Origin of the sequence: Aeromonas sp. R4-3 (assembly GCF_040908275.1) — a bacterium.
GTDB classification, from domain to species: domain Bacteria; phylum Pseudomonadota; class Gammaproteobacteria; order Enterobacterales; family Aeromonadaceae; genus Aeromonas; species Aeromonas rivipollensis.
This window is the reverse complement of the sequence record NZ_JBFODK010000035.1, coordinates 148,080-168,917: the sequence shown is the minus strand read 5'-3', so window position 1 is coordinate 168,917 and position 20,838 is coordinate 148,080. Positions and strand designations below refer to the sequence as shown.

General features: G+C 62.5%; 18 protein-coding genes. 3 read left to right on the top strand and 15 right to left on the bottom strand.

Going from position 1 to position 20,838, the window contains the following annotated elements:
- Positions 1 to 189: 189 nt before the first annotated feature.
- From AB5Y91_RS12610 to tapM, 5 genes are read right to left on the bottom strand one after another with little or no spacing between them, the layout of a single operon-like run.
- Positions 190 to 2,409: a type IV pilus secretin PilQ gene (locus AB5Y91_RS12610; protein ID WP_368169935.1), complete on the bottom strand. Its 2,220-nt coding sequence runs from the start codon at positions 2,407 to 2,409 to the stop codon at positions 190 to 192.
- Positions 2,410 to 2,425: 16 nt separating this feature from the next.
- The gene (locus tag AB5Y91_RS12605; protein ID WP_025326151.1) at positions 2,426 to 2,953 is read right to left on the bottom strand and encodes a pilus assembly protein PilP; all 528 of its coding nucleotides are present in this window, start codon (positions 2,951 to 2,953) and stop codon (positions 2,426 to 2,428) included.
- Positions 2,954 to 2,955: 2 nt separating this feature from the next.
- The gene (tapO, locus tag AB5Y91_RS12600) at positions 2,956 to 3,555 is read right to left on the bottom strand and encodes a PilO family type IV pilus biogenesis protein TapO (RefSeq protein ID WP_368169934.1); all 600 of its coding nucleotides are present in this window, start codon (positions 3,553 to 3,555) and stop codon (positions 2,956 to 2,958) included.
- Complete coding sequence (tapN, locus tag AB5Y91_RS12595; RefSeq protein ID WP_106887549.1) at positions 3,552 to 4,121, bottom strand: PilN family type IV pilus biogenesis protein TapN; 570 nt, start codon at positions 4,119 to 4,121, stop codon at positions 3,552 to 3,554. Before tapN ends, tapO begins: the two co-directional genes overlap by 4 nt.
- A complete protein-coding gene (gene tapM / locus AB5Y91_RS12590) occupies positions 4,109 to 5,170 on the bottom strand; it encodes a PilM family type IVa pilus assembly protein TapM (protein ID WP_162627200.1) in 1,062 nt (353 codons plus the stop codon). The genes tapN and tapM overlap by 13 nt, the downstream gene beginning before the upstream one ends.
- Positions 5,171 to 5,467: 297 nt before the next feature.
- On the opposite strand from tapM, the gene AB5Y91_RS12585 reads away from it, so the two are divergent.
- Positions 5,468 to 7,957, top strand: coding sequence for a penicillin-binding protein 1A (locus AB5Y91_RS12585; RefSeq protein ID WP_368169933.1), 2,490 nt, complete (start codon positions 5,468 to 5,470; stop codon positions 7,955 to 7,957).
- Between the two features lie 58 nt (positions 7,958 to 8,015).
- Here AB5Y91_RS12585 and oxyR read toward each other — a convergent pair whose 3' ends face one another.
- From oxyR to AB5Y91_RS12570, 3 genes are all read right to left on the bottom strand, one after another.
- The gene (gene oxyR / locus AB5Y91_RS12580) at positions 8,016 to 8,912 is read right to left on the bottom strand and encodes a DNA-binding transcriptional regulator OxyR (RefSeq protein WP_111910335.1); all 897 of its coding nucleotides are present in this window, start codon (positions 8,910 to 8,912) and stop codon (positions 8,016 to 8,018) included.
- Positions 8,913 to 9,078: 166 nt separating this feature from the next.
- Complete coding sequence (locus AB5Y91_RS12575; protein ID WP_368169932.1) at positions 9,079 to 9,714, bottom strand: DsbA family protein; 636 nt, start codon at positions 9,712 to 9,714, stop codon at positions 9,079 to 9,081.
- Between the two features lie 80 nt (positions 9,715 to 9,794).
- A complete protein-coding gene (locus AB5Y91_RS12570; RefSeq protein ID WP_368169931.1) occupies positions 9,795 to 10,652 on the bottom strand; it encodes a Vmh family MBL fold metallo-hydrolase in 858 nt (285 codons plus the stop codon).
- A gap of 121 nt (positions 10,653 to 10,773) precedes the next feature.
- Between AB5Y91_RS12570 and AB5Y91_RS12565 the strand changes: the two genes are divergently transcribed.
- Positions 10,774 to 11,676: a LysR family transcriptional regulator gene (locus AB5Y91_RS12565; protein WP_368169930.1), complete on the top strand. Its 903-nt coding sequence runs from the start codon at positions 10,774 to 10,776 to the stop codon at positions 11,674 to 11,676.
- Positions 11,677 to 11,724: 48 nt separating this feature from the next.
- On the opposite strand, the gene AB5Y91_RS12560 is transcribed toward AB5Y91_RS12565, so the two are convergent.
- The 6 genes from AB5Y91_RS12560 to AB5Y91_RS12535 all read right to left on the bottom strand — a co-directional run bounded on the left by AB5Y91_RS12560 (position 11,725) and on the right by AB5Y91_RS12535 (position 18,275).
- Entirely contained in the window at positions 11,725 to 12,507 is a 783-nt protein-coding gene (locus AB5Y91_RS12560) for a BPSS1780 family membrane protein (RefSeq protein WP_290072158.1), read from the bottom strand.
- Positions 12,508 to 12,546: 39 nt separating this feature from the next.
- Entirely contained in the window at positions 12,547 to 13,581 is a 1,035-nt protein-coding gene (locus tag AB5Y91_RS12555) for a fimbrial protein (protein WP_368169929.1), read from the bottom strand.
- Positions 13,574 to 14,341, bottom strand: a complete 768-nt coding sequence (locus AB5Y91_RS12550; RefSeq protein WP_368169928.1) for a molecular chaperone — start codon at positions 14,339 to 14,341, stop codon at positions 13,574 to 13,576. Before AB5Y91_RS12550 ends, AB5Y91_RS12555 begins: the two co-directional genes overlap by 8 nt.
- Positions 14,338 to 16,890 carry a fimbria/pilus outer membrane usher protein gene (locus AB5Y91_RS12545; RefSeq protein ID WP_368169927.1) on the bottom strand — a complete coding sequence of 851 codons (2,553 nt, stop codon included), beginning with the start codon at positions 16,888 to 16,890 and terminating at the stop codon, positions 14,338 to 14,340. Before AB5Y91_RS12545 ends, AB5Y91_RS12550 begins: the two co-directional genes overlap by 4 nt.
- Positions 16,891 to 16,966: 76 nt before the next feature.
- Positions 16,967 to 17,665, bottom strand: coding sequence for a fimbria/pilus periplasmic chaperone (locus tag AB5Y91_RS12540; protein WP_368169926.1), 699 nt, complete (start codon positions 17,663 to 17,665; stop codon positions 16,967 to 16,969).
- 70 nt (positions 17,666 to 17,735) lie between these two features.
- Positions 17,736 to 18,275 (bottom strand): fimbrial protein, encoded by a 540-nt coding sequence (locus tag AB5Y91_RS12535; RefSeq protein ID WP_025326137.1) that lies wholly within the window; start codon positions 18,273 to 18,275, stop codon positions 17,736 to 17,738.
- Positions 18,276 to 18,523: 248 nt separating this feature from the next.
- Here AB5Y91_RS12535 and AB5Y91_RS12530 point away from each other — a divergent pair, with 248 nt between their 5' ends.
- A complete protein-coding gene (locus AB5Y91_RS12530) occupies positions 18,524 to 19,351 on the top strand; it encodes a peptidoglycan DD-metalloendopeptidase family protein (protein WP_368169925.1) in 828 nt (275 codons plus the stop codon).
- Positions 19,352 to 19,418: 67 nt separating this feature from the next.
- Here AB5Y91_RS12530 and AB5Y91_RS12525 read toward each other — a convergent pair whose 3' ends face one another.
- Complete coding sequence (locus tag AB5Y91_RS12525) at positions 19,419 to 20,756, bottom strand: MATE family efflux transporter (protein WP_368169924.1); 1,338 nt, start codon at positions 20,754 to 20,756, stop codon at positions 19,419 to 19,421.
- Positions 20,757 to 20,838: the final 82 nt, after the last annotated feature.

Sequence of the window (20,838 nt, the reverse complement as noted above, 5' to 3'; positions counted from 1 at the left end):
CTTTTCGTTAGTAATTACAAACTGTATGGCCCCGGTAACTACTCGACCGGGGTACCTATGAACCTTATCTTGCGATGGATCAGGAGGGGGATTATCTCAATAGAAACCAGGACTGGCAACCGCAGCCCTTACGCCCCAGCCTCATCGGGGCGTAAGGTTATATGTGTTTTACCCTCACATGTAAAGTTTTCAGAGGGCGTCGGTGACTATCCTCGGGGTCACGAAGATCAGCAGTTCACGCTTCTTGTTCTCGCTGGTGGTTTTCTTGAACAGGTAACCCAGACCGGGAATATCCCCCAGCAGCGGCACCTTGCTGACGTCGCTCTTGATGGTCTGCTGATAGATGCCGCCCAGCACCAGGGTCTCGCCGTTGTTGACCAGCACCTGGGTGGTGATGGACTGGGCGTTGATGGAGACCGCATCCCCGGTACCAGTCGGGACGGTTTCCCCCTTGGTATCCTGGGTCACGGTCAAATCCAGAATGACCCTGTTGTCCGGGGTGATCTGTGGCGTGACCTTGAGACTCAGCACCGCCTTCTTGAAGGTGACCGAGGTCGCCCCACTGGACGAAGACTCCACATAGGGGATCTCTGTCCCCTGCTCGATCAGGGCTGGCTTCTGGTTCGCCGTGGTGACGCGAGGGCTCGCAATGATCTCGGCCTTGCTCTCCTTTTCAAGGGCGGAGAGTTCGAGATCCAGCAGAGTGCCATTGGCCAGACGAGCGACCTGGAAGGCCAGGGTACCGGCGGCATTGGTCACCGGCAGGTTGACGTTGAGCCTGTCTTCCACGCCGGGGCGAGTGATGGTGGAACTGCCATCATTATTGCCGGCGCCATCATTGCCCTCTATGGTGCCCGAGGTGCCGTTGCCATGGCCATCCGTCTTGGTCACCCCCCAACGCACCCCCAGGGCCTCATCGAAGCCGTCGTCTATGGTCACCATACGCGCCTCGATCACCACCTGCTTGACCGGGATATCGAGGATGTCCAGCATCCGCTTGACGTTGCCGATGACATCCGCCGTGTCCTTGACCACCAGCACGTTGGTGCGTTCATCCACGCTCACCGCCCCTCTGGGAGAGAGCAGCTTGGTGCTCTCGGAAGAGAGCAGGGCCGCAACTTCGGATGCCTTGGCATAGTTGATCTGCAGATACTCGGTGTAGAGCGGCGCGAGATCGGCTACCTGATTGCGGCTCTCCAGCTGCTGTTTCTCTCGTGCGGCAATCTCCTCTGCCGGGGCCACCAGCAGGATGTTGTTGTCCAGCCGCTTGTCGAGCCCTCTGACCTTGAGGATGATGTCGAGCGCCTGCTCCCAGGGCACACCATCGAGACGCAGCGTGATATTGCCGGAGACGGAATCCGTGGTCACCAGATTGAGATTATTGAAGTCGGCGATGATCTGCAGCACTGTCCGAACAGGAATATCCTGGAAGTTCAACGAGATTGGCTTGCCCTGATATTGTTTCGCTGTCGTGGTCGCGACCCGCTTCTTCACCTCTATGATGAACATCTTGTCGGCCTGGTCGTAGCGATAATCAAACTGGCCATTGACCGAGAGCTCAAACAGGGTGTCATTGCCCTGGCGGAACACCTCCACCTGGGAGACCGGGGTCGCAAAATCCTGCACATTGATGAGATTCAGTTGATCATCCGGGATCCGGGTACCGTGGAACTTGGCGAGCACCTTCTGGCCGCGGCTGCTCACATCCACTGCCGCCGAGCTGTTGTCCAGGGTCACCAGAAACTCCCCCTGTCCCTCCTTGCCACGGCGAAAATCCACCCCCTTGACCGAGTTGAAATAAGCACCGCCTGTATTCGCCTGCGAGACGGACAACACGGGTTTGCTGGCAGCAACAGGGGCGGGAGCCGCCACGGGAGAGGAGACAGCCGCGGGCTGGTACTGAGACTGGTTCTGGGCGACCCGCTGGGTATCAATCAGCGCAGACTGGGTAACAGGCTGGCTCCTGACAAGGGCCGACGGGCTGGCAGTTGGAGAGACCGTCGTCGCAGCCACCGGCTGGCCGGCCTTCTCTCCCAATGACACCAGCAATTTGTTGCCCTGTTGATGGACCTGATAAGGGGTCAGCTGATCGAGCGCTATCTTGATATCCAGCCCCTCTCCCTTGCCCTCCACCTTGAGGTTGTCCACCCCCTGCTGCTTGATGGGCAGCGGGTTGACCGTCAGCGCCCCTATGGCGCCCGGCACGTGCAACAGGAGCTGATTGGGTTCATACGACAGTCTGTCGGTAAATCCGCTCACTGGCTCGCTGAAGCTCAGCTCCAGCAAGAGTTGATCGGCCAGCAGCGGATTCACCTTGACCTCCTGCAACGCCGGCACCGCCCACACCTGAGTGCATACGCCCAGCCACAGCAGCGCCACCCCCCCCATCCTTCTTATTGTTGTTCTCATCTCTGCTCATCCCTGATCATAGTTTTGCGTCGAGATTGGCCATGGCCAGCTGAGTTTCTCGGGTGACCCAGCATCCTTTGCCATCCGGTACCGTTTCCATCAAGTCAACATGGGTATTCGTTATCTTGATGACTCTTCCCTGATCCAGCCCCATGTACTGATTGAGCCCCACACGCACGGCTTGCCCGTCCGGGGTCCTGATCAGTGCCCACAACTGTCCCTGTTTGCCGATGGATCCCTTCATGCTCAAACTGGCCAGCGAGTAGCGCTCCAGCACCTCCTTCTCCCGACTGGCCACTATCTGGGCACAGTCCGGCTTGGTCTTGGCATCCACCCTGGAGCTGGTCTCTGGTTGCGGTTCAATGAAGGGGCTACGTTGATCACTGCGCTGATAGGCCATGGGGGAGAATGGTTTTATCTCCGGCAAGGGCTCGATCGGGATGGGTTTCCTCGCCTTGGTTTGTTGTACGTACTCGTCCATGTCCTCCTGTCCGCCACAGGCCGTCAACAACAGCACCGGCAAGAGGAGTCCGATCACTCTCATGCTCATGGCTTCTGCTCCAGGGTTTTACCGTTGTACTTGTAAGTCTTGGCCTGCATGGACATGCCTATCAACTCGTCCTGGCCCCGGCCTTGATTGAGCTGAAACGACTCCAGGATCACGATGCGCGGCAACGCGGCCATGTCTGCCGTGAACTTGCCGAGCTCGTGATAGGTGCCCACCACCTCGATGCGCATGGGCAGTTCGGTCGAGAATTCGTGTTTGACCTCTGCCTCCCAGTTGATCCTGTTCAATTTGAGCCCGTTATCGGTGGCGATGAAGCTGATGTCATCCAGCAGCCCCGCCACCTCATGGGTATTGGGCAACTGCTTGAGCTGGGTATCCACCAAATGTTCAAGCTGCACCATCTGCTTCCTGTACGCCTCCAGGTTGGCGGCCAGCATGGCCTTGCTCTCGAATTGGGCCTTCAGCTCCTGTTCTTTAGCGGCTTCTTGCCGCAAGGCTGTCAGGGAGTTGGCAATCACATAGTAGTAAATGGCGCCACCCAGCAGGGCACAGCAAAACAGTATGAAGATCCCCTTGGCAACTTTCGGCCAACGCGCGATGTCATTGAGATCCAGGTCATTGAGCTGTTGCAGGTTCATTGTTGCCCCTTAGTCGCGACCGGAGCGACGCCGGCAATCTGGAACATCATGGAGAACTGGCTGAGGGCCACGGGCGCCACGTCTGCCGTGAAGATGGTGCTGAGCTGAGACTGTCCCAGCCAGCCAGACCCATCGATGCGTCTCATCATGCTGGCAACCCGGCCATAGGCTTCGGCCTTGCCGTTGACATCGATTCTGTTGGCCTGCAAGGCCAGGGTATTGAGATAGACCCCATTGGGCACCAGTACGGGTAACTGATTGAACAGGCGTACCGGTATGTTACGCCTTGTCTGCAACTGCTCGATAAGCTGCATCCGATCGATCAGCTCCTTGCGGCGCTCCTTGAGCAGCCGGATCTCGCCGAGCTGGGTATCGAGTGTGGCCATCTCCTGCTGCAGACGCTGGTTGCGCTGCTGCTGATACCCGATCTGCTGCTGCACCAGCCAGTCGACGGCAAAGGCTAGGGAGGCGGTGGCCGCCAGAAAAAGGCCGATCATGATGCCAAACTGCTTCTTCTGGCGCTGGGCCCTGGCCAGCCGCCAGGGCAGGAGGTTTATATTTGACATGGTGTGAAGCTCCGCAGTGCCAGACCGAATGCCGCCATGTATTTGGCCCCATGGATGAGGCCTCCTTCCCCCCTGGGCTTGCCAAACAAGGCGAAGGGGTCGGGATGCAGCACTTCACAGTTGAGCTCGCTGCCTAGCTGCCCGACGAGACCTGGCAGCAGACTGCCCCCTCCCGTCAGCACCAGTTTTGACAACTCCTTGTTGCCGGACGAGCTGCAAAAGAGCTGCACATTGCGCCTGACCTGCAACACCAACGTGCTGAGGTGGGGCAACAACACATCCACCTCATGGTCGGCAGGCAAGCTGCCCTGAACCTTGGCAAGCTCCGCCTCTTCCAGGCTCATGCTGTAAAAAGAGGCCAGGGCCTGGCTGTATTGATCGCCACCGAAGTTCTGCAGGCGGGAATAGACGACCTCCCCCCTGAGCAGGGCGGCAAAGGTCATGGCACTGGCGCCTATATCGACGATGCCGACCGGCTTGTCCCAGGTTTGCAGCTCGGGCAGACAGGCCAGCACGGCACGTCCCAGCGCATGGGCCCCCACGTCCACCACCATGGTATTCATGCCAGCCTCCGTCAGCGCACTGACCCGGCCGTTGACGCTCTCGGTGCGCGCCGCGCTCAGCAGCACTTCCTGGCGGCTCTCGTCGGCCGTCAGACCGAGGATCTCGAAATCCAGGCTGACCTCATCGAGGGGGAAGGGAATGAGCTGTTCTGCCTCCAGGTGAACCTGGTTCTCCAGCTCGTTCTCGTTGATGTTGGCATCAACCTGAATGACCTTGGTGATGACATTGGAGCCTGTCACGGCCGTGGCCACCTGCTGACAATCCCCTTGAATGAGCCGCTTGAGCGACTTGAGGGACTGGCTGACCCGTTCAATGTCCTGCAGTTGATAATCGACCAGGGTGCCCTTGGGCATGGGGATCTCGGCAACCGATTCGAGATGCACCTTGCCAGGACGTCCGCTGAGGGTGACGGCCTTGATGGTTTGACTGCCAAAATCAATGCCCGCCAAGGAGAGGAGGGATCCCTTACTTAATAGCCCAAACATATACACATCCATGCGTTATTGGGTTTTAGGACTTATTGTAGGACAGCGCATCACGAGGTGATGACTTAACTCAATATAATGCTCTAACTATCAATGTCATAAAGTTTATGTCAAAAGTTGACGCTGCTCTCCTTTCGGCCTTGATTGCGGCCCCCTTGGTAATTGCGTCCTGGAATGCTACCCTCCCGCCTCTTCTCGAGGTCGATGTCCCCGGACAGGAAAACCTCGAATCCGCGAGGGTAAAAAGGCTATACTCTGCGCCCGTTGGCTAATTTTAAGACGATTGGTAGTTCTTCCATGCTGAAATGGCTCGTTCGCCTGTTTATTGTCATGATGCTGGGTGCAGTGCTGGGTGTTGCCAGCCTCATCGGCATCTACTTCTACATCAAGCCCCAGTTGCCGGATGTGAGCGCCCTGCGCGATGTCAAACTGGCCACCCCGATGAAGGTGTACAGCCGGGATGGGGAGTTGATCTCCCAATTTGGCGAAATTCGTCGTATCCCGTTGCGGCTGGATGAAATTCCCCAGTCCATGATAGATGCCGTGCTCGCCACCGAAGATGCCCGCTTCTATGAGCACCCGGGCATAGACCCCATCGGCATCATCCGGGCCGCCACCGTCTGGGCCGTCTCCGGCCAGGCCCGCCAGGGCGCCAGTACCATCACCCAGCAGGTTGCGCGCAACTTCTTCCTGAGCAACGAGAAGACTCTGGTGCGCAAGATAAAGGAAGTCTTCCTGGCCTGGCGCATAGAGCAGAATCTCTCCAAGGATGAGATCCTCACCCTTTATCTCAACAAGATCCCCCTGGGTTACCGGGCATTCGGGGTCGGCGCCGCCGCCCAGGTCTACTTTGGCAAAGACGTCAAGGATCTGACCCTGGACGAGATAGCCATCATAGCCGGGCTGCCAAAGGCCCCCTCCATGCTGAACCCCATACGTTCGCCGGAGCGCGCCTTTGCACGCCGCAACGTGGTGCTGGGCCGCATGCTGGAGACCGGCAAGATCACCCAGGCCCAGTTTGACGAGGCCTCCAAGATGCCGGTCAAGGCCCGTTATCACGGTGCCGAGACGACCCTCAATGCACCTTACCTGAGCGAGATGGTGCGCCAGAAGATGGTGGAGCAGTTTGGTGAAGATGCCTACACCATGGGGCTGCACGTCTACACCACTGTCACCGCCAAGCGCCAGCGCGCCGCCCACCAGGCGCTGCTGGACGGCGTCTTTGACTATGACACCCGCCACGGCTATCGCGGCCCGACCGCCCTGCTGTGGAAGGCCGGTGAAGCGGCCTGGGACTACGACCAGATCATGGCCCACCTGGCCAAGCAACCGACCTACCAACCCCTGATGGCGGCCGTGGTCACCAAGGTCGGTGACAAGAGCGCCACCCTGGTGCTGAAGAATGGCAAGCAGGCCGAACTCGGCTGGAACGGCATCAAGTGGGCCCGAACCTTCATCACCGACGATCGCCAGACCTATCCGCCTAAATCGGCACGGGACGTGCTGAAAGTCGGCGCCCAGATCTGGGTGCGGGAGAAAGGGGAAGAGCTGCTGCTCTCCCAGATCCCTGACGTCAATGCCGCTCTAGTCGCCATGAACCCGCAGGACGGTGCCATCGAGGCCCTGGTCGGCGGCTTCAGCTTCGAGATCTCCAAGTTCAACCGGGTCGATCAGGCTCGCCGCCAGGTCGGCTCCAACATCAAGCCCTTCCTCTATGCCACCGCGCTGGAGCAGGGCTATACCCTGGCGTCCCTCATCAACGACGCCCCGATCAACCAGTGGGATCCCGCCAAGGGCCCCATGTGGCAGCCCAAGAACTCGCCGGCCATCTATGAGGGCCCGACCACACTGCGCCTTGGCCTCGCCAAGTCCAAGAACGTGATGTCGGTCCGGCTGATGCGCGCCATCGGGCTGGATACCTATATCGATGGCCTGACCCGCTTCGGCTTCGCCCGCGAGCACATCTCCGCCAACGAATCCCTGGCCCTGGGGGCCGCAGAGTTCACCCCGCTGGAAGTGGTACGCGGCTACTCGGTGCTTGCCAATGGCGGCTTCCAGGTGACCCCTTACTTCATCACCGAAGTGACCGACAGCTTTGGCACTCCCCTGTATCAGGCCAATCCGGCCGCCGCCTGCCGCGACTGCGGTGTGCTGGCCGCCGCCGGGCTCGACAGCGCCGATGCCTACGCCAACACTGTCCCTGACTGGAAGGCCCAGTGCCCAATTGACCCTGTCGTACCCAACAACATGGCGCCCCAGACCATCAGTGCCCAGAGCGCCTTCCTGATCACCGACACCCTGACCACCGCCATCTGGGGTGGCAATGGCTGGCGTGGTACCGGCTGGCGCGCGGCCCGTGACCTCAAGCGTCACGACATCTCGGGCAAGACGGGGACCACCAACGAATCGAGGGATGCCTGGTTCTCCGGTTACACCCCGAATCTGGTGGCCACCTCCTGGATAGGGTTTGACAACCACCAGCGCGGTCTCGGCCGAGCCGAATTCGGTGGCGGCGCCGCCCAGCCCATCTGGATCGACTTCATGAAGACGGCCCTGCAGCAAGTGCCCGAGCGCAAGATGCCGGTCCCCGAAGGGATCATGCAGGTACGCATCGATCGGGAGACGGGTCTGCTGACCAACCGTGCCGATGGCGCCAGCATGGAGGAGTTCTTCAAGGAAGGAACTGAACCGACCCGCTATGCGAGCCAGCTCTCCGATGGCAATGAGGTCTACGGCGGCGATGGCTCCAGCAGCGATGGCCCCGTCTCCACCGACGACATCTTCTAAGCTGCCCGTTGAGGCAAAAAAAAACCGGCGCCCTGGCGCCGGTTTTTTTATCTGCCCCTCAGCCGAGCAGCCCCTTCATCAGGGCAGAGATGCGGGAGGCCAGTTCATTGAAGCAGGGGCGGCGCACCGAGTAGTGGCGATAGAGCAGGGAGATGGTGCGCCCCGGCACAGGATCTATCACAGGACGATAGCTGACGCCCCCCTCCTCGGCGTTGGCGGGCACCGCCAGCCTGGGCACCAGCGTCATGCCGCTGCCGGCCGCCACCATGTTGCGCAAGGTCTCGAGACTGGTGCCCTTGAAGCGCTGATCCTCGCCTATACCGGCGGCAAAACAGAAGCCCATCGCCTGATCCCGCAGGCAGTGACCGTCGGCCAGCATCAGCAACTTCTTGCCCTTGAGATTGCCAAGCGGCACCGCCCTGGCACTGGCTTCCGGATGATGCTGGGGCACCGCCAGCCACATGGGCTCCTGATAGAGAGGGATGGAACCAAAGCCGTCCATGCCCTCCAGCTCGGCGAGCACCAGACAATCCAGCTCCCCCTCCTCCAGCCGCTTGAGCAGCACCTGGGTCTGCTCCTCGTAGAGATAGAACTCCAGCTTGGGGAAGTGCTCCCGCAGATCCTGAATGATGTGGGGCAAGAGATAGGGGCCCACTGTGGGAATGAAGCCGATGTGGATCTCGCCGGACATGGGCTCGGCGAAGTGCTGGCCTATGCTCTTGAGCTCGCGCACCTCTTTGAGCACCTTGCGGGCCTGCAGGGCCATGGCATCGCCGGCCGGGGTAAACAACACCTTGCGGGAGGTGCGCTCGATCAGGATCACCCCCAGCTCATCTTCCAGCTTGCGCAGCTGGCCGCTCAGGGTCGGCTGGCTGACGAAGCAGCGCTCCGCCGCCTTGCGAAAATGTTTCTCCTCTTCCAGCGCTACCAGGTACTCGAGATCGCGAAGGTTCATAGGTACTGCATCCTGCCAATCTAAAGAGGCCGTTAGCATGCCCAAGAACGGTGCGGGGGACAAGGGAAGCCCGAAACGGGGAGTTGTCTCCCCTGCCCCACCAACCCGGTCTGCCCCGCTGCCCTGACCCCAGGGGCCGATGCGGCAAACCCGGGCATGGCCAGGATCAGGCCGCCATCAGGGCGGCGAGATGGCTCGCGAAGGCTTGCGGCTCCCCCAAGAATGAGGAGACGGGTAGCGGGATGAGGCTTCCCCCCCGCATCAGCCCGAGGGTCGGGAATCCCTGTCCGCCGAGCCGGCGCAGCCAGCCCTGGCTTTGGGCCAGATGCCCGGCGAGATCCACCTTCTGGCAGGTCTGGGCGAACGCCTTCGCCGTGATGCCCTGCTCCTGCGCCAGCAGCGCGAGACGGGCCTGATCGCCTACCCACTGACCGTCAAGGTAATGGGACTGCTGAATACGATGCAGCAGGCTCAAACCATCGCCCCCCAGTTCGGTGACCGCCAAGATGGCCCGGATGGGGGGCTCGGAGTCGAGGAAGAGACCGTCGCTGAGCAAGAGCTCGTTGAAGTAGCGCTCACCGAAAGGCTGGCCGGTCAGGGCCTGGATCCGCTCGTCATGGGGGCGGACATGGTCCCGCAGGGCCTGGCCCATCTGCTGGCGGCGCTGGCCCAGCCAGAGGCCACCCGCATGCAGCGCTATCTGCAAATCCGGGATCCCGGCCGCGGCCTCGAGCAGGGGGGCGGCGCCATAGCACCAGCCACAGAGGGGGTCATAGACATAGTGCAGTGTGGTGTCGTTCATCTGCGTGCTCCTCGGCAATTGATCAAAAAACCGGGCAATGAATGCCCGGCAAAAAAACACAGGGAAAAGGACTCAGGCCATTACCACTTCATCTCGCCCATGTTGACCTTGGCACCTATGGCCAGGCCATCGTCCACCGGCAGGGACGGGAACGCCTTCTTCAGGCCGTCGATCAGCTGATCGCTGTGCTTGGCGCTGGCCAGCGCCTGCTCGAAGCGCTGGACGTAGTCACGGGTAAAGGTCACGGCCTGGGTGCCCTTGGGCTCTGTCCCCAGGAAATGCCCCGGAATGACCCGCTCAGGCTGGAGGGCCAGCATGCCGTCGAGGGCCTGCATCCACTGTGCCCGCGCCGCCTTGGTCTGGCTGTCCGCCATCCAGACGTGCACCCCGCTGTATACCGGCACGCCGCCAAACGCCGTCTTGATGGAAGGAGCCCAGAGATAGGCACTCGGCGTGTTCATCTCCTTGATCTCGATCTTCTCGCCATCCAGGGTCAGGTGGGAGGCCGTCATCACCTGCGGCACTATCAGGCTCTTGGGTGCCTGCTCGGCGAGGATGGGGCCCCAATAGGCCAGCTTGGCATCCTTGGTCTGCTTGATGTGATCGACCACGTGCTGGCTGGCCAGGATCTTGACGTCGGGGAAGGCTGCCTTGATGGGTTCCAGCCCGAAGTAGAAGTCGGGATCCCCGCCGCTGATGTAGACGGTGGTCAGTCGCTTGCCGCTCTGCTTGATCAGATCCACCAGCGCCTGGCCGTCATTGACCCCGAACTGGGCGTCGATGAGGATGGCCTCCTTGTCGCCTGTCACCAGCTCGGAGGAGACGGGGAAGATGGCCTTGTCGCCGGGGTTGTAGACGGTCACTGTCAGGGGGCTCGCCAGGGCGGCGCCACCGAGCAGGGTGGTGGCCAGGGTCAAGGTGCGAAGTACTGTGTTCATGGGTATGCCTCGTGGGTAAGTGGTCATCGAATGGACACAGTTTATTGCAAACTTTTCAGCGCAAATACCGCATAATAAGCACATCACTGTTGCACAAATCGAGCATATAGAGGTGCTGAGCATGGATCGACTGACCGCATTGCGGGTCTTCGTCTGCGTGGTCGAACAGGGCAGCCTGAGCGGCGCCGGAGAGAAACTGGAGATGTCCCGCGCCATGGTGTCGCGCTATCTGGCCGAGCTGGAGCGCTGGATGGGGGCCAGATTGCTGCACCGCACCACCCGTCGGCTGAGCCTGACCGGGCCGGGGGAAGAGGCACTGAACCGGGCCAGGGCCATGCTGGCACTGGGGGAAGAGATGGAGCACCTGGCCATCCGCAGTGACGAGGCCCCCAAGGGGCAACTGCGCATCACCAGCAGCTACTCCCTCTCCGAAGCCCTGCTGGTCCAGGCAGCGGACGACTACCTGGCTCGCTACCCCGGGACGGCCATCGATATCCTGCTGCTGGACAGGACCGTCAACCTGGTGGAGGAGCGCATCGATCTCGCGGTGCGCATCACCAACGATCTGGATCCCAACCTGGTGGCCCGCCGCCTTGGCACCTGCCACTCGGTGGTGTGTGCCAGCCCCGCCTACCTGGCCCGTCATGCGCCGCCGCAGCAAGTGCAGGATCTGGCCCTGCACAACTGCCTCACCTACACCTATTTCGGCAAGAGCCTGTGGGAATTTCAGGGGCCCGATGGCCCCGAATCCGTGCCGGTGAGCGGCAACCTCAGCGCCAACATCTCCAACCTGCTGCTGGCGGCGACCCTGGATGGGGCGGGGATCAGCCTGCAGCCAGCCTACTCGGTGCAGGCCCACCTGGAGAGTGGCGCCCTGGTGCCTCTGCTGACCCAATGGCAGCCCAAGCAGCTCGGCGTCCATGCCGTCTATGGCACCCGCAAGCAGATGTCCCCCCTGCTGCGCAGCTTCCTCGACTTCCTGATCGCGCGCATGGCGGACGATCCCCTGTGGCAGGCCCGCTGAAGGCCCATGAAAAAGGGGCCTGTCGGCCCCTGTCATTCCTGTGTCGGCTTATGCCTCGAAGCCAAACGCCTTGACCGGCGACTCGCCGTCGTCGGCAGCCTCCTCGTCCACATAGATGTCCCGATAGGCGGCGTAGATGGAGTAGTTGATGGCCGGCAGCACCACCAGCAGACCCACCAGCATCAAAAGCGCACCAAAGAAAATCAGCACTGCCCCCAGCAGCCCCCACCAGAGGAAGGGCCACATGTTGCACATACAGCCCTTGAAACTGAGCCGGGCCGCCTGCCAGGCTCCCACGCCATGGAAGAAGATAAGGGCGGGGGCGAAGGTGATGGCCATCAGCACGGGCACCAGCAAGGCCAGCCCAAGCAACAGGCAGAGCAGAAACCCCTGCGCCTGTTCGGGCGTCAGGGTCAGGGTCTCCGGATCCTGGGAGAGCAGGCCGGTCAGGCCCCACTGATGCAGCATGAAGGCGCAGATGAGCAGTATCCCCATGAACAGAGCGAGCACCATCAGCCCCCCCAGCATCAGCGGGGTCAGCCGATGACGAAAACCGGAGAAGAAGTCGGCAAACTGCAGGGGGTGACCCTCATAGCCCCGACGGGCCACCGCCACCCAACCGGCCCCCCACACCATGTAGAGCAGCTGGGAGATGAAGCCCCCCGCCGGCAGCTGTTCCAGCAACATGCCCACCAGGAACCAGATCACTATCATGGCCACGCTGGCGCCCATGCCCTTGTTGAAGATGTCGAACCCGGTGCGGATCCAGATCCAGCCCTGCCCTATGGTGTGGCGTCTGGGTTCGCGGCGCAGGGCGCTGTCACTGTTCATCATTGACCTCGTCGAAAATAGGGGCAGAAAACCCTGTCATCAGGGCACGCTCACCGTGACCATGATGGTGCCCGTGTAAGCACCGGGGCGCACCACCTGACCCGGCAACCGGGTCGGATACAGCCTCACCTGATATTGGGTGTTGTGGCTGGCCGCCGAGTAGGGTACCGCGATGGCAGTATCAAATGGAATAGGGGTCAGCGTATCCTGCTCGACCATGCCCACCCCGACCCCGGCCAGGCTGGTGGTGACGAAGCGATTCTGGCTGCTGAGCGCCCCACCGAAGCTGTATTGCAGCGGCACCAGGTAGTCACTCGGGATCTGGCTGCAGGTCACGCTCACATTGACGCTGCGCGGGGCATAGCCCCTCGGGATCTCCCCCTCGACGAAGGCACTCTGCGCCACGGCGCCGAGATCGATAGGGATGCTGGTGCCGGCGGGGAACTGGCAGGTCGGCGTCGAGGTGACGCTGATGTTCATCGCCAGGGTGCTGAAGGCATTGACCGGGCTGGTGTCCGGTGCATTGGCTCGGCGCACGAAGAGGTGGGCGACGGTGCCGCTGAAGGTCTGGGTACCCGTGACCCCCTTGAGCAGTTTCAGGGTATAACGGCCGCCGTTAACATCAATCCCGCCCAAGGCCAGATTCAACAGGTTACCGATGCAGACGGCCAGCAACCCGCTGCTGGTCGCGTTGAAGGGTATAGTCCGATAATTCCCTGCCGCATTGAACTCGACTTTGAGGCCGAAATAGGGGTTGAGCTTGATAAGGGTCCCCAGAGGATCGGAGAGGGTCGGCAGGCTGGTGGTTCCCTGGTAATAGACTGTCATCAGCAGCCCCACCGAGATCCCGGTGCAATCACAGGTGGCCGTGCCCGTGGTCGAGAAGGAGGTGGGACCGCTGGTTCCCCCGGGCTGATAGAGACCGCTATCGGCGGTGATGGCGCCGGTCGCCACGAAGGGACTGGTGCACTGGCCATTGACGGCCTGCACCTCGCCTGGCCATGAAGCCGCCACCAGCAGGAGTGCCGCCAACAGCAAGGAAGGCAGGCCCAGGTTTCCGACGCCGTCACTCATCCCGCTCTCCTCCATGCCTGCCCAGAACAAATTCCTGCTCATGATAATTGCCATCGTCGTCTATCCAGCGCAGCCGCCCGCGGGCCCTCGCCGGTACGGCGCCCGCCATGGGAAGAGAGAGGGAACCGTAAGGCGGCAGCACCCCGCCCTCGCGCCAGGCGAGGAGCTGCCCGCTCAGCAGCACCTCGCTCAGGCTGATGTGAAAGGGGCCAGGATTGCTGACCCTGAGTCCGCCCCCCGCCTGCCCCTGCCAACCAAGCCGGCTAACCGCCTCGGCCGGGGAGCCCGCCAATCCGGCCGGCCGGTAGAACAGCTTGATGCGGGTGCGATAAGCCAGTTGCACGCTCGCCTGCGAGGCTTGCGTCTTGGGGGGCAGTCCGAGGACATTGAGCCAGAACAGGGACTCCCTGTCCCGGGGGAGCCGGCTCAGATCCGCGCCAAGGATGCGCAGCACCTGCCCCCTCTGCGGCCCCAGCCGCATCATGGGCGGCACCACCAGAAAGGGGGTCGAGACATCGGCCGGTCCCTGCTGCTCATTGCCGCCATCGACCCAGGCCTGCAGCAGGCTGGGCTCGTGGCCGTCGTTGCGTACCATCAGCCTGGCCTCGGTGCTCCCCTCATAGATCACCCGGGTACGCATCAGGTTCAGGGCGGCCTCGCTGCTTGAGCACCACAACAGAGAGCCCAGCGCCAGCCATGACAGCACGGCGTACCCTTCCTGGGCCCAGCGCCAGCCATGGCAATCAATGTTGTCTCTCATGAATTTGCTCCCGGAGTGAGGCAGCGGGCGGCGACCTGCTGATAGGGCATGGCAGGATCCGGCCGAGGGACCCGATAATCGAGCCGGCACCGCTCATCCCACTCCTTGCCCCACTGGACATGGAGGGTCCCCTGCTCACCACGCACGAAGATGAGCCCCCCCTGGCCGACCACGGCCACGGCGTCGCCGCGACCATCGACCACCTCGGCACCAAAGGGCGGCGCACTGCCATCCTGACGCACGGCCTTGAGCAGCAAGGGCTGACCGACATGGGTCTCATACGCCAGCTTGACGATGGCCCCCCGACGCGGGGCCACCATCTGGGCGCTGCCATCTATCTCCACATCCAGCGGCAAGCCGCCGGGATCCAGGCCTATGATGTTGGTGCGATAGGGGTTGAGCCCGGCCAGCACGGCATAGCCATCCCCATCCACCTCGCTGCCGATCCCGTGGCTGACCCTGGCCCCCTGGGCTCCCTTGGCTTCCACCAGCGCCATCGTTTCCCCTTGCGTCTGCCCCAGCACCCAGCCCTCCTCATGGACCAGCAGGGTCCCCTTGGCCGAGGCCACATACTGGGCGTAACCCTCCCCCTGACTGGTGCTCAACCCCAGCTGGGTGGCCGCCGTCTGATACTGCAGGTTGGCACCATAGCTCAGGGCCGAGTTGTCACTTCCCCGGCTCTGATTGCCATAGACGCCGTAATAGAAGCGCCCATCCCGGGAGCCCCCGTTGAGATCCAGCCTGGCGCTGGCACCCTGCCCCTCCTGATAGGAGAGGGTGCTGCCAAGACGCGGCGCCCCCAGTTTGTCCCCTATGGGGATGCTGAGGCTCAGCACGTATTGATCCCCCACCCCCTCCTCCAGGGAGTGGCTGGCCGACAGGGTCAGGCTGCCCCAGTCGAACCCCCTGTTGTAACCGAGCTGGAAACTGCTGCTCTCCCCCTGGCCCCCCCAGAAGTCGCGGCGAATGCCGTTGAAGTAGAGATCCCCCCACTCCCCCACCGGCTGGTTGATGTTGAGCTGGAAGCGATTGCGCTCCCGCTGCAACCTGTCCAGCGCCTGGGTCTGTATCGCCGCCACGTCGTTGAGGTCGAGATAGCCTTCGCTGGAGAAGCGATAGGCGGCCAGGGTGAAGTAGGTCTGGGTCCTCTCCATTTGCTTGCTGTAAGTGAGGCGATAGCTCTGACCGGCGAGGGAATCAGGCACGTTCGCACTGGCGGGCAACGCCCGCGCCCAGGAGCCGGTCACATCCAGAGCCAGGGCGCCGTAGTCCGAGCCCATGGCCGCGCCCCCCAGCAGGGCGCCGTAATCCTCGGCGGCTATGGTTCCGCCATACAGGGTCAGGGCATCCGAGAAGCCACGCCTGTAGGTGCCTTGCAGAAAATTCGGGCCATCGGGCCCCGCATCATTGCGATAGCGTCCCAGGGTCAGGCTGAAGCGAGAAGTGTCGTCTCGCAACATCTGCACCACGGAGGAGAACGGCAGGGTGAAGCTGCGCTCGCTGCCATCCGCCTCCGTGATGGTCACATCCAGATCACCGGCAAAGCTGGTGGCATAGAGATCGTCGATGGCAAAGGCGCCGGGGGCGACCTGGGTCTCATAGATGAGGGCGCTGCCCTGCCGTATGGTGACCCTGGCATTGCTCTGGGCCACCCCGCGCACCACGGGGGCAAAGCCCCGCTCGAAATCCGGCAGCATGGCGTCATCGCTGGCGAGCTGCACGCCGGTGAAGGGCACGCTGTCGAAGCTGTCGCCCGGGGTGAAGTACTCCCCCAGGGTCAGCTGGGCTTTGCGGGAGGTGACATCCCGCTGCGCATAGCTGTTGAGGGGTTGATAGCCGCCCCCCTGGTTGCCCTGCCAGGAGCCGTTGTGGCGCAGGCGCCAGGCACCTAGGTTAATGCCGGTGTTGAGGTTGATGCTGCTGCTCAATGGCTCCCCTATGCTCTCCTGTTCGCTGTAATAAAGGTTGGCGTTATAGCCGACGAAGGCCGCATTGATCCCCTGCACCCACTGCTCAGGCCCCACATAGTCACGTCTGATCTGACCGAGATAAGCCTGGGGCAGGCTGAGTGCGCCGCTCAGGCTGGCCAGATCGAAGGTGAAGCTGGCCCCCGGCACCAGGGCTCCCACCTCGATGCAGTCGCCCTGGAGTTGCTGCCGCACCGACGCCTGATTGGGGAGCTTGTCGACCAAGAGCCCCCACTGCGTCAGCTGATCAGGATGAAAGCAGAACAGGGGCGTCCCGGGCTCCTGCCCCGCTCTCACCTCCACCTGCTGGCTTATTCTCTCCTTGCCATTGATGGTGATGTCGAGCTGGTAGCGCCCGGGGGGGATGAAGTCGGCACGGGAGAAGCGGGCCAGGTCGATGTTGACCCCCAGGCTGTCGAGCAGGCGGCTGTCAAACTCGATGTCAGCGGGTGGACTGACCGCTTGCCCGGCCACCTCGTCCCCCATGGCAAGGGGGCACCAGAGAAACAGGGAGAGACAGCAACCGGCGTACCAGAGGGCGGTGGCATGAAGGCAGCAAGAGAGGGGCATTCTGGCTGTCACTGTATAGCTCCCCCTCAGCGCCGGCCTGTGCACCGGGAGCGCCGAACCCAGAGTCCAGCTCCGGCATCTTCCGGAATCAATTGAAGACGAATTGGCCCACCTCGCGGGCACCATAGTCGTTGAGCCAATAGAAGGTCACGGCCTTGGCATCGACGGCCCCGGACAGTTGCTCAAGGGGAAAATCGAAGCTGCCCCCCGGCGCCACCATGCCACCACTTGAGTTGCTGTAGCGCTTCGACGCCGTCGCCTGCAGCTCCAGATTGCTGATGCTGACGTGATAGAGGCTGGGGTTGCTGGCGCGCAATGCGTAACCGCTTCCCTGCCGGATCAGGCGCCAGCTCAACTGCCGGGCGGAGCGCTCGACATTGCCAGGCAGCCCGGATGGCCGGTAGAACATCTTGATCCGGGAGCGGAAGGCGAGCTGCACCAGATTCTGACCCGCCTGGGTCGACTTCACGCTCGGCGGCACCTCCAGCACGTTCAGCCAGAACACCGATTCGCGATCCTGGGGCAACCCCTGCCCCACGTAGGCCAGACGCAGGGACTGGCCACGCTGGGCCTCGATGCGGGTGATCGGAGGGGTTACCAGGAAGGGGAGCGCCTCGGCGCCGGGCCGGATGCGGCGATCGCCCGCATCTATCCACACCTGTACCAGCGAGGGGGTACTCCCCTTGTTGGTCAGCTCCAGGGTGACCTCACGGGCGTTGGCCGGGTAGATGACCCGGGTACCCGAGATCTGGACATGGCCCCAGGCCAGCCAAGGCAGGAGCGGCACGCACCAGAGCATGAGGCTCAGCCCCGCCCTGCGGGGCCTATGGATACGAAGCGCCTTCATGACTGAGCGCTCAGTGGTAGTCCAGGGAGTAGATGAGATCCGCCGAGACCAGACCGGCGCCGACGGCACCTGTGGCTATGTACTGGGCGCTGTAGTAGAGGGTGGCCCCCCCGGTGGCACTGAAGTTGACCAGCACGTTGTTGCCTGTGTTGGTTCTCAGATCGATGGGGGTGCTGTTGGCCGAGAGGATCTGCACCTCCACGTTCTGGGCCGGGTTCTTGCCGCCCGAGGCGACGGCCTTGTTGCTGAGGTTGCCCGTGGTCTGCTCCACCCCGATGTTTTCGAAGTAGGCCCGCACCGACCCCGTGGTCGGGCAGCTGGTGAGGGCGAGGTTGAAGCCTGTCGCCCCCGCGGTCTGGCCTATGCTGCCGAGCGCATTGGTGCTGACGGTCGGCAGGGTCACGGTCGCCGACGCCGTACCGCCATTGACCGCGATGGCACAGGTCCCGGCGGTCACCTCACCATTGATGGTAATGACCCCGTTGAAGGCGGCAACGGGTGCCGACATCCCCATGGTGAGTCCGAGTATCAAGAGAGCCTTCGTCTTCATCACAACCTCCACCTGTCCCTGGATGTCGCTGGCGACTGCTTTTCTCCTGCCAGTGCCTTACTGCCTGCCGCCATAGGTGCCATTCAAAGACACCTTTAGTGACATATTAGTAAATAGCACAGGATTCTCAATCCCGCCGCCGTACGACTCCCTTTCCGGCGCCATGGCCCGAGGTGACGGACAGCCGGGCAAGAATGTGGCATCATTTTCCCCCTTTTGATCTCACCGCCTTATTCGATGGAGCCACCATGCGCCGCCTGTTCTTCCTCCTTCTGCTGCTCGGCAGCGCCTCCCTTCATGCCGAACCCGGCTTCATCAGCCGCCTGCTCAACCACCCGGTGCAGGGGGGCGTGGCCGTGGTGCCGCTGGGGGATGGGCCCAAGGCGCCCGCCGCTCGCTATCTGGACAAACCTGTGCTGGTGGTGCGCGAAGAGGGGCGGCACTGGATTGCCATCGTCGGCATTCCGCTCAAGAGCCAGGCGGGCCCCCATCAGCTGCAGGTGAGCGATGGCCGCACCCTGGGTTTCACCGTCGGCAACAAGCACTATCGCGAGCAGCACATCAAGCTGAAGAACAGCCGCCAGGTCAATCCGCTGGCCGAGGACATGGCGCGCATCAACCGTGAGCTGGCCGAACAAAACAAGGCCTACCAGACCTTCAGTCCTATTCAGCCCAGCAACCTGCTGTTCGACAAGCCGGTCAACGGCCCCCTCTCCAGCCCCTTCGGGCTGCGCCGCTTCTTCAACGGCGAGGAGCGCAACCCCCACTCCGGCCTCGACTTCGCGGTCGGTGCCGGCACCCCCATCAAGGCACCGGCCGCCGGCAAGGTGATCCTGATCGGCAACTACTTCTTCAACGGCAATACGGTGTTCGTCGACCACGGCCAGGGGCTCATCAGCATGTTCTGCCACATGTCCAAAATCGACGTGACCCTGGGCCAGAGCCTGCCCCGCGGTGGCATCGTCGGCCGGGTCGGCGCCACCGGCCGCGCCACAGGTCCCCACATGCACTGGAACGTCAGCCTCAACGATGCCCGCGTCGACCCCGCCATCTTCATCGGCACCTTCAAGCCCTGATCCGGGCAGCACGAAACGACAAAAGCAGCCTGGGCTGCCTTTGTCGTTCATGGAGAGAGGGCGCTAATCACGGGGCTGCGGCATGCTGCCCGGCCTCCTTGCCCATGGCCCGCCACATCACCAGCACCAGCAAGGTGCTGCAAGTAGGCAGCGCCAGCCAGACCCCGGCCACCCCCCACAGGGAGGAGAAGCCCCACAGGAAACCGCCTATCAGTACCAGCTTGCCCCCGGTGAGCAGGGAGGCGATGCGGGCCCGGTTGATGGCCTGGAAGTAGGTCGCTCCCACCAGCAGCAGCCCCTCCATGGGCAGACCCCAGAAGTAGAGCCAGATGCCGAGGCTGGCCACCGGCAAGAGGGCCGCATTGTCCCCTGCAAACAGATAAACCACTGCCTCTGGCCACAGATAGAGCGGGATCATGCCGCACAGTGCCACCACCATAGTCACTCCTAACGCCAGGTTGCGCACCCGCAACACCCGCTGCCAGTTGCCCGCCCCGGCGTTGAAGCTGGCGATGGGCTGGATGCCCATGGCGATCCCCTCGAAGATGAGATAGAAGAAGGCCTCGCTGTAGCTGATGACCCCGTAGGCGGCCACGTGCAGGGAGCTGCCGACCGACAGCAGCGCCTTGTTGTGCAGCGCCAGCACCACAGACAGATAGAGGTACATCAGGAAGCTCGACACCCCGAGTCGCAGGGTCTCCCGCATCAGCCGCCAGTCCGGCACCAGGGTATCCAGGCGGATGCGCAGCTGGCTGCGCGGGGTGAAGAAGTGCCACAGGCACAGGCCCCCGGTCACCGCCTGGGAGAGCATGGTGGCGATGGCCGCCCCCGCCAGCCCCCAGGGGATCACCGCCATCAAGAGGTAGTCGAGCAACACGTTAAGCACGCCGCCCCCCACCAGGATCCAGGTGGTGAGGCCGGGTCGCCCGTCGTTGCGCAGCAGGGCGGTGAACGCCATGGAGAGCACGGCAAAGACCCCGAGCCAGGCGTACCACTGCAGATAGGCGAAACCGGCGTCAAAGATGACCCCCTCGGCCCCCATCCAGGTCAGCATCTCCTTGCCATACCGGATGCCGATGAAGGCGAGCACGGCGGAGGCGATGAGTACCATCACCAGCGCATTGCCGACTATGTGACGCGCCTTTGCCTGCTCCCCCTTGCCCAGATAAAACGAGGCGAGCGACGAGGAGCCCATGCCGATCAGCGCCCCCACCGCATAGAGCACGGCGCAGATGGGGTAGGCCAGCATCATGCCCGCCAGGCCGTCCTGGCCCAGGATATGACCGACGAAGATGCCGTCTATGGTGACATAGACGCCGGTGACCAGCATGGCGGCCACCGTCGGGGTGACGTAACGCAGGAAGAGGCGAGAGAGGGGGGCCGTGCCCAGATCGACAGTGGACATAAATTGCTCAAGGGAGGGGAACGGCCAGAATAATAGCCAAACAAGACCCGGATCACCCGTTATTTATGTTGCAGATCATTAA

Excerpts from the sequence above, each read along its gene's own strand:
- AB5Y91_RS12610 (WP_368169935.1), bottom strand. The coding sequence starts at position 2,409 with ATGAGAACAACAATAAGAAGGATGGGGGGGGTGGCGCTGCTGTGGCTG.
- AB5Y91_RS12605 (WP_025326151.1), bottom strand. The coding sequence starts at position 2,953 with ATGAGAGTGATCGGACTCCTCTTGCCGGTGCTGTTGTTGACGGCCTGT.
- tapO (WP_368169934.1), bottom strand. The coding sequence starts at position 3,555 with ATGAACCTGCAACAGCTCAATGACCTGGATCTCAATGACATCGCGCGT.
- tapN (WP_106887549.1), bottom strand. The coding sequence starts at position 4,121 with ATGTCAAATATAAACCTCCTGCCCTGGCGGCTGGCCAGGGCCCAGCGC.
- tapM (WP_162627200.1), bottom strand. The coding sequence starts at position 5,170 with ATGTTTGGGCTATTAAGTAAGGGATCCCTCCTCTCCTTGGCGGGCATT.
- AB5Y91_RS12585 (WP_368169933.1), top strand. The coding sequence starts at position 5,468 with ATGCTGAAATGGCTCGTTCGCCTGTTTATTGTCATGATGCTGGGTGCA.
- oxyR (WP_111910335.1), bottom strand. The coding sequence starts at position 8,912 with ATGAACCTTCGCGATCTCGAGTACCTGGTAGCGCTGGAAGAGGAGAAA.
- AB5Y91_RS12575 (WP_368169932.1), bottom strand. The coding sequence starts at position 9,714 with ATGAACGACACCACACTGCACTATGTCTATGACCCCCTCTGTGGCTGG.
- AB5Y91_RS12570 (WP_368169931.1), bottom strand. The coding sequence starts at position 10,652 with ATGAACACAGTACTTCGCACCTTGACCCTGGCCACCACCCTGCTCGGT.
- AB5Y91_RS12565 (WP_368169930.1), top strand. The coding sequence starts at position 10,774 with ATGGATCGACTGACCGCATTGCGGGTCTTCGTCTGCGTGGTCGAACAG.
- AB5Y91_RS12560 (WP_290072158.1), bottom strand. The coding sequence starts at position 12,507 with ATGAACAGTGACAGCGCCCTGCGCCGCGAACCCAGACGCCACACCATA.
- AB5Y91_RS12555 (WP_368169929.1), bottom strand. The coding sequence starts at position 13,581 with ATGAGTGACGGCGTCGGAAACCTGGGCCTGCCTTCCTTGCTGTTGGCG.
- AB5Y91_RS12550 (WP_368169928.1), bottom strand. The coding sequence starts at position 14,341 with ATGAGAGACAACATTGATTGCCATGGCTGGCGCTGGGCCCAGGAAGGG.
- AB5Y91_RS12535 (WP_025326137.1), bottom strand. The coding sequence starts at position 18,275 with ATGAAGACGAAGGCTCTCTTGATACTCGGACTCACCATGGGGATGTCG.
- AB5Y91_RS12530 (WP_368169925.1), top strand. The coding sequence starts at position 18,524 with ATGCGCCGCCTGTTCTTCCTCCTTCTGCTGCTCGGCAGCGCCTCCCTT.
- AB5Y91_RS12525 (WP_368169924.1), bottom strand. The coding sequence starts at position 20,756 with ATGTCCACTGTCGATCTGGGCACGGCCCCCCTCTCTCGCCTCTTCCTG.